We start from the raw sequence: 6938 nt of genomic DNA on the forward strand, positions 1-6938 counted from the left end.
GTTATGGTCCGCGGCCCCGCGCCGGGCGCGGCCCGCCGCCCCATCGTCCATAAGCCCGTGGTGCATAAGCCCGTGGTCTTTGCGGACCCGAAGGGCTATGTGAGCGAAAACCGAATCCACTTTTTGGCCCGATGTGCTAAGTGCTTGATCACGAAACCGAAGGCAAGCCTTCGCGCGAACGAGGATTTCTCCGCCATGGGAGCCTTCCAGGCCCGCCCCGAGACGTCCAGCATGACCGGCCGGTCCCTTCTGGACCCGTTTGCCCGGGCGATCACCTATCTGCGCGTCTCGGTGACCGATCGCTGCGACTTCCGCTGCGTCTACTGCATGTCCGAGGACATGGCCTTCCTGCCCAAGCGCGACCTGCTGACCCTGGAAGAGCTCGACCGGATCTGCTCGGCCTTCGTGGACCGGGGCGTGCGCAAGCTGCGGATCACCGGAGGCGAGCCCCTCGTGCGGCGCGACATCATGACCCTGTTCGGGTCCCTGTCCCGTCACCTGGACGCGGGCGCGCTCGACGAGCTCACGCTCACCACCAACGGCTCGCAGCTCGCCCGCCATGCGAAGGACCTCGCCGCCTGCGGGGTGAAGCGGGTCAACGTGTCCATCGACACCCTCGACGCCGACAGGTTCCGCGCCATCACCCGCTGGGGCGACCTCGCCAAGGTTCTCCAGGGGCTCGATGCCGCGCAGAACGCCGGCCTGAAGGTCAAGATCAACACGGTCGCGCTCAAGGGCGTGAACGAGGACGAGATCGAGTCCCTGGTCGGATGGGCCCACGGGCGCGGCATGGACCTGACCCTGATCGAGGTGATGCCGCTGGGCGAGATCGACGGGCAGCGCATCGACCAGTTCCTGCCCCTGTCGCAGGTGCGCGCGCGCCTCGCCGCCCGCTACGACCTGGAGGATCTCGACCACCGGACCGGCGGCCCGGCGCGCTATGTGCGCGTGAAGGAGACGGGCGGACGGCTCGGCTTCATCACGCCCCTGACCCACAATTTCTGCGAGAGCTGCAACCGGGTGCGCCTGACCTGCACGGGCCAGCTCTTCATGTGCCTCGGCCAGGAGGACGCCGCCGACCTGCGGGCGCCGGTGCGCGCCTCCGAGAGCAACGAGCTGCTCGACCGGGCCATCGTCGAGGCGATCGCCCGCAAGCCGAAGGGGCACGATTTCATCATCGACCGGCGCCACGCCCGCCCGGCCCTCGCCCGCCACATGAGCGTGACAGGGGGCTGAGCGCGTTTCCATGAGTCATAAAATCGGGATGTTCGGGCGGCGGCTGGCGGTTCTCGCCGGCATGCTCGTCGCCCTCGGGGGGCAGGCCTGCCCGGCGCAGGACGCGGCTCCGGCGCAGGACGCGGCTCCAGCGCAGAAGCCCGTGATCCGGGTCGCCGTCGAAGGCGCCTATCCGCCCTTCAACTTCATCGATGCCAACAACGAGCTGCAGGGCTTCGAGGTCGATCTTCTCAAGAGCCTCTGCGACGCCATGACGGCCACGTGCGAGCTGGTGCCCCATGCCTGGGACGGCATCCTCAAGGGCCTCGTCGGCCACGAATACGATGCGATCATGTCGTCGCTCGAGATCACCGAGCGGCGGCGCAAGCGGATCGCCTTCTCCGACCCGTATTACCGCATCCCGGCGGTGTTCATCGGCTCCAAGGAAACGGCTCCCGGCGAGGTCACGCCGGCCGCCATGGCGGGCAAGAGGATCGGCACCATCGAGCGCACCGATCACGAGACCTATCTCAGGACCTTCTACAAGGATTCCGAGATCGTGCTCTTCGCCAAGGCGGAAGAGGCCAATCTCGACCTTCTCGTCGGGCGGATCGACGCCGTCTTCGCCGACGAGCTGCTGCTCTCGAAGTTCCTCGAAAGCCGCGAGGGCGCCTGCTGCCACATCATCGGCGACGCGCCGGCGGAGCCCGCCTACAGGCGCGAGGCCTACGGCATCGGCCTGCGCAAGGAGGACGAAGCCCTGCGCGACCAGTTCAACCGGGCCATCGCGCAGGTGAAGGCGGACGGGACCTACGACCGGATCCGCGCCCGGTATTTTTCCTTCGACATCAAGTAGGGGCGTCCGGCCGGTCTCGTCCCGGCCACCCTCCCCACGACCCTCCCCACGACCCTCCCCACGTCATGGCCCCCTCCGCCCTTCCTGCCACCCTCCCACGTCATGGCCGGCCTTGTGCCGGCCATCTCGATCGGAAGAGCGCGGCGCCCCTCGCATCGGGATCACCGGGACAAGCCCGGTGATGACGTGGAGGGGGTGGTAAGGATCGGCATCGTCGACCGCGAAAAACCGGGTCCACTTTTCCGCGCGATGCGCTAGAACCGGCGAAGCATTCAGGGAGCACACGATGGCGAAGGTCGCATTCCTCGGACTTGGCGTGATGGGGTATCCCATGGCGCGCCACCTCAAGGCGAAGGGCCACGAGGTGACGGTCTACAACCGCACGGCCGCGAAGGCCGAGCAATGGGTGTCCGAGAACGGCGGGCGCGCCGCCCGGACGCCCCGCGAGGCCGCCGAGGGACAGGAGATCGTGTTCGCCTGCGTGGGCAACGACGACGACCTGCGCCAGGTGACGCTCGGTCCCGACGGCGCCTTCCACGGCATGGGCCGGGGCACCATCTTCGTCGATCACACCACGGCCTCGGCGGAGGTCGCCCGCGAGCTCTACGCCGCCGCCCGGGAGAAGGGCTTCTCGTTCATCGACGCGCCTGTCTCGGGCGGCCAGGCGGGGGCGGAGAACGGCGTCCTCACGGTCATGTGCGGCGGCGACGCGGACGTCTACGCGAGGGCCGAGCCGGTCATCATGAGCTTTGCCCGCGCGTCCCGCCTCCTGGGCGAGGCCGGGGCCGGCCAGCTCACCAAGATGATCAACCAGATCTGCATCGCGGGCCTCGTGCAGGGCCTCGCCGAAGGCATCCATTTCGGCCAGAAGGCGGGCCTCGACATCGAGGCGGTGCTCGAGGTGATCTCCAAGGGCGCGGCCGGCTCCTGGCAGATGGAGAACCGCGGCAAGACCATGAACCAGGGCAAGTTCGATTTCGGCTTCGCGGTCGACTGGATGCGCAAGGACCTGTCGATCGTGCTGGGCGAAGCCCGCAAGAACGGCGCGAGCCTGCCCGTCACGGCGCTCGTCGACCAGTTCTACGCCGACGTCCAGAAGATGGGCGGGAAGCGCTGGGACACGTCGAGCCTGATCGCCCGGCTCGGCACGTAGCGCATCGCGCGGACGAAAGCGGGTCCGCCCCTCTCCGGGTCGTCACCGGCCCTTGCCACCGTCTCCACGTCATCACCGGGCTTGTCCCGGTGATCCCGATGACGAAGAGCGCCGCGCTTCAAAGGATCGGGATGGCCGGCACAGGGCCGGCCATGACGTGAGAGGGGGGCAGGACGGGCGGAGGGGGCCATGACGTGGGGAGGGGTTCGCACCGGCCCTTGCCACCCTCCACGTCACCACCCGCTCACACCACCCTCCACGTCATCACCGGGCTTGTCCCGGTGATCCCGATGCGAGAGGCGCCGCGCTCTTCCGATCGAGATGGCCGGCACAAGGCCGGCCATGACGTGAGAGGGTGGGATGGGTTGAGACCGGACAGGGACATTCACCGCCGGGTCATGGTCAGGTAGACCACGAAGGCCCCGATGGCGACCGCCAGGCCCATGATCACCATCTGGCGCGTCTCGCCGGTCAGGGCCGCGTCCCGGTACATCTGGTTGAGCCGCTCGGCCCGCTCGGGATCCCGCGACATGAACAGCCCGATCACGACGCTCAGGGTGGCGAGGCCGAGAATCCAGTAGGTGGGGCGCATCGGGGCGTTCTCCTCATCGTCCCTCGAACCGGGGCGTCCGCTTCTCGCGGAAGGCCGCGACGCCCTCCATGAAATCCGCGCTCGATCCGGCCTCGCTTTGGAGCCGGGCTTCGAGCTCGAGCTGCGTCTCCAGGCTGTTGGCGAGGCTTTCCGCCACCGCCTGCTTGGTGAGCCGGTAGGCGAGCCCCGGCCCTTCGGCGAGGCGCGCCGCGAAGGCCGCCACGTCGACCGCGAAGGACGCGTCGTCGAACACCTTGTAGACCAGGCCCATCTGCTGCGCCTCCTCGGCCGGGACGGCCTCGGCGCTCAGCATCAGGGCGAGCGCCTGCTTGGGGCCGACGAGGCGCGGCAGGATCCAGGTGCCGCCCGCATCCGGGATCAGGCCGATCCGGGCGAAGGCCTCCTGGAGATAGGCCGAGCGGGCCGCCACGACGATGTCGCAGGCGAGCGCGATGTTCATGGAGGCCCCGACCGCCGGGCCGTTCAGGGCCGCGACGGTCGGCTTCGGGAAGCGCGAGAGCCGCAGCACCAGCGGGTTGTAGTCGCGGGCGAGCGCGGGACCGAGATCGATCCGGCCCCGCTCGTCGCGCTTCAGGTCGACGGTCAGATCCTGGCCCGACGAGAACGCCCGCCCTTCCCCGGTCAGCACCACCACGCGCACCGCCTCGTCCCGCTCGCAACGGTCCAGCGCGTCGCGCAGCTCCGCGTGCATGGCGGCATTGAACGCGTTCATCCTCTCGGGCCGCGCGAGCGTGATGGTCGCGACCGGTCCGTCGACGGTGCAGCGCAGGGTGGTCGGGCTCATGCTTCGGGCTCCTGATGCTGATCCTTGCTCTAGAACATAGAACGGATCTCGGAGCGGAGCACCGGCAAAAGCTCGGCTTCGAACCAGGCATTGGTCTTAAGCCAGCCGTTGTTGCGCCAGGACGGGTGCGGCAGCGGCAGGATCCGCGGCTTCTGCGGTTGGCCGAGGATCTCGCGCCAGCGCCGGACGGTCTCGGTCAGCCCGTCCTTGGACGCCTCGCCCAGATGCCAGGCTTGCGCGTACTGGCCGATGAGCAGGACCAGGTCGAGATCGGGGAGCGCCTCGAAGAGCGGCCGGCGCCAGGCCTCGGCGCATTCCCGGCGCGGGCCCAGGTCCCCGCCCTTGGCATCCTGCCCCGGGAAGCACGAGCCCATGGGCACGATGGCGACCTTGGAGGCGTCGTAGAAGGTCGCCCGGTCGAGCCCGAGCCAGTCCCGCAGCCGCGTGCCCGAGCGGTCGTCGAACGGGATTCCGCTCGCATGGGCCCGGGTGCCGGGCGCCTGGCTGGCGATGCACAGGCGCGCCGTCGCGCTGCCCTGGATGATCGGCCGCGGCTCGTGCGGCAGGGCCGCCCCGTAGCGCGGCGCCTCGCGGCAGATCCGGCAGTCCTTCAATCGGGCGGCGAGTTCGTCGAAATTCGGCGAGGGATGCATCGCGATGAGATGGGGTCCGCGGCCCGAATCGGTGAGATCGCAGGTGTCGGGCGAAACGTCTCAGCCGGGCCCTGCCGGCCCATCGGGTTGGGTCGCGCCCGGCCTATCTGTGCTGCCGGCGCCAGTCCTGCGGCCGCTCGAAATCGCCCTCCCACAGCCCGGCGGAGCGGCTGCGGGCGCGGGTTTCCTCGGGCTCGTAATCACGCCCGTAGGAGACCGCCCAGCCGTCCTCCACCAGGCGGGCGCCGATGTCGCGGCCGTTCACCGTGCAGCGGGCGAGGATGCGCTGGTAGCGGTCCCGGCCGGTGGCGCGGCAGCGCACGATCTGTCCCGACACCAGATCGATCAGCACCCGGCGGGAGGTCTCGCCGCAGGCATAGGAGCGGCCCGCCCGGGAGCAGCGCTGCTCCATCTCGGGGGCGTCGATGCCCTTGAGGCGGATGCGCGCCTCGCCGATGCGGATCGTGTCCCCGTCCGTCACCTGGGCCCGGCCCTCGAGCGCGCGCGCGCCCGGCTTCAGGGCGAGCCCGGCCGCGCCGGCCAGCGCCAGCGCGACGAGCACGGAGGCGATTCCGCCCGATCGCGGGCGATGGCCGAACCGTCTCACGACAGGCGCTCGGAGACTCCCGCCTGGCCGAAGGTGGCCATGTCCCGATGCACGGCGGCCGCCGCCTTCACGAGGCCCGCGGCGAGCGCCGCGCCCGATCCCTCCCCGAGACGCATGCCGAGGGCCAGAAGCGGGACCTTCCCGAGGCGGGCGAGCACGTCCTGGTGGGCGCCCTCGGCGCTGAGATGGCCGGCGATGCAATGGTCGAGGGTCGAGGGATGGATCGCGTGGAGGATCGCGGCCGCCGCGGTCGCCACGTAGCCGTCGAGCACCACCGGGATGCGCTGCAGGCGCGCTGCGAGGATCGCCCCCGCCATGGCGGCGATCTCCCGCCCCCCGAGGCGGCGCAGCACCTCGAGCGGGTCCGTTAGGTGGCCGCCGTGATGGGCGATGGCCGCCTCGACGGCCGCGACCTTGCGCCGGAAGCCCTCGTCGTCCACGCCCGTGCCGCGCCCGACCCAGTGCTCGGCCGGCCCGCCGTAGAGGGCCGTGTAGAGGGCGGCCGCCACGGTGGTGTTGCCGATGCCCATCTCGCCGATGGCGAGCAGGTCGGTGCCGCCCGCGATGGCCTCCATGCCGAACGCCATGGTGGCCACGCAGGCCTTCTCGTCCATGGCGTCGGCCTCGGTGATGTCGCCCGTCGGCATGTCGATGGCGAGGTCGAAGACCTTGAAGCCGAGGCCGTAGGCCGCGCAGATCTGGTTGATCGCCGCGCCGCCCGCCGCGAAGTTCTCCAGCATCTGGCGGTTCACCTCGGACGGAAAGGCCGACACGCCCTTGGCCGTGACCCCGTGGCTTCCTGCGAACACGCAGACGAGCGGCCGGTCGACGCTCGGGGTGGGCTTTGCCTGCCAGGCGGCGAGCCACTCGGCGATGCGCTCCAGGCGGCCCAGGCTGCCGGCCGGCTTGGTGAGCTGCCCGTCCCGCCGGCGCACGGCCTCGACGGCCGCTTCGTCCGGACCGGGCATGGTCGTGATCAGGCGGCGGATATCGTCGAAAGGTGAGGACACGGCATCAGACATGGAGGGCTCCGGCCCGGGGGGCATTGCAGAACGCG

Annotated in this window: 7 protein-coding genes and 1 pseudogene; 3 read left to right on the forward strand and 5 right to left on the reverse strand. The window is 70.2% G+C overall.

The annotated features are described in order from the left end of the window. Nucleotides 1-195: 195 nt before the first annotated feature. The 3 genes and pseudogenes from moaA to NF876_RS26300 form a co-directional block, all read left to right on the forward strand. A complete protein-coding gene (gene moaA, locus NF876_RS26290) occupies nt 196-1236 on the forward strand; it encodes a GTP 3',8-cyclase MoaA (protein WP_262271325.1) in 1041 nt (346 codons plus the stop codon). A gap of 10 nt (nt 1237-1246) precedes the next feature. Continuing rightward, nucleotides 1247-2071: an ABC transporter substrate-binding protein gene (locus tag NF876_RS26295; RefSeq protein ID WP_262271319.1), complete on the forward strand. Its 825-nt coding sequence runs from the start codon at nt 1247-1249 to the stop codon at nt 2069-2071. Between the two features lie 280 nt (nt 2072-2351). Beyond that, a pseudogene (locus NF876_RS26300) lies at nt 2352-3224 on the forward strand (NAD(P)-dependent oxidoreductase); the annotation flags it as partial. Between the two features lie 385 nt (nt 3225-3609). On the opposite strand, the gene NF876_RS26305 reads toward NF876_RS26300, so the two are convergent. From NF876_RS26305 to cobT, 5 genes are all read right to left on the reverse strand, one after another. Further along, complete coding sequence (locus NF876_RS26305) at nt 3610-3816, reverse strand: hypothetical protein (protein WP_262271320.1); 207 nt, start codon at nt 3814-3816, stop codon at nt 3610-3612. 13 nt (nt 3817-3829) lie between these two features. Beyond that, nucleotides 3830-4621 (reverse strand): enoyl-CoA hydratase-related protein, encoded by a 792-nt coding sequence (locus tag NF876_RS26310; protein WP_262271321.1) that lies wholly within the window; start codon nt 4619-4621, stop codon nt 3830-3832. 29 nt (nt 4622-4650) lie between these two features. Beyond that, complete coding sequence (locus NF876_RS26315) at nt 4651-5274, reverse strand: uracil-DNA glycosylase family protein (protein WP_262271322.1); 624 nt, start codon at nt 5272-5274, stop codon at nt 4651-4653. Nucleotides 5275-5377: 103 nt separating this feature from the next. Continuing rightward, complete coding sequence (locus tag NF876_RS26320; protein WP_262271323.1) at nt 5378-5881, reverse strand: thermonuclease family protein; 504 nt, start codon at nt 5879-5881, stop codon at nt 5378-5380. After that, nucleotides 5878-6903: a nicotinate-nucleotide--dimethylbenzimidazole phosphoribosyltransferase gene (cobT, locus tag NF876_RS26325; RefSeq protein ID WP_262271326.1), complete on the reverse strand. Its 1026-nt coding sequence runs from the start codon at nt 6901-6903 to the stop codon at nt 5878-5880. Before cobT ends, NF876_RS26320 begins: the two co-directional genes overlap by 4 nt. Nucleotides 6904-6938: the final 35 nt, after the last annotated feature.

The sequence above is a fragment of the Microvirga yunnanensis genome (assembly GCF_025460875.1).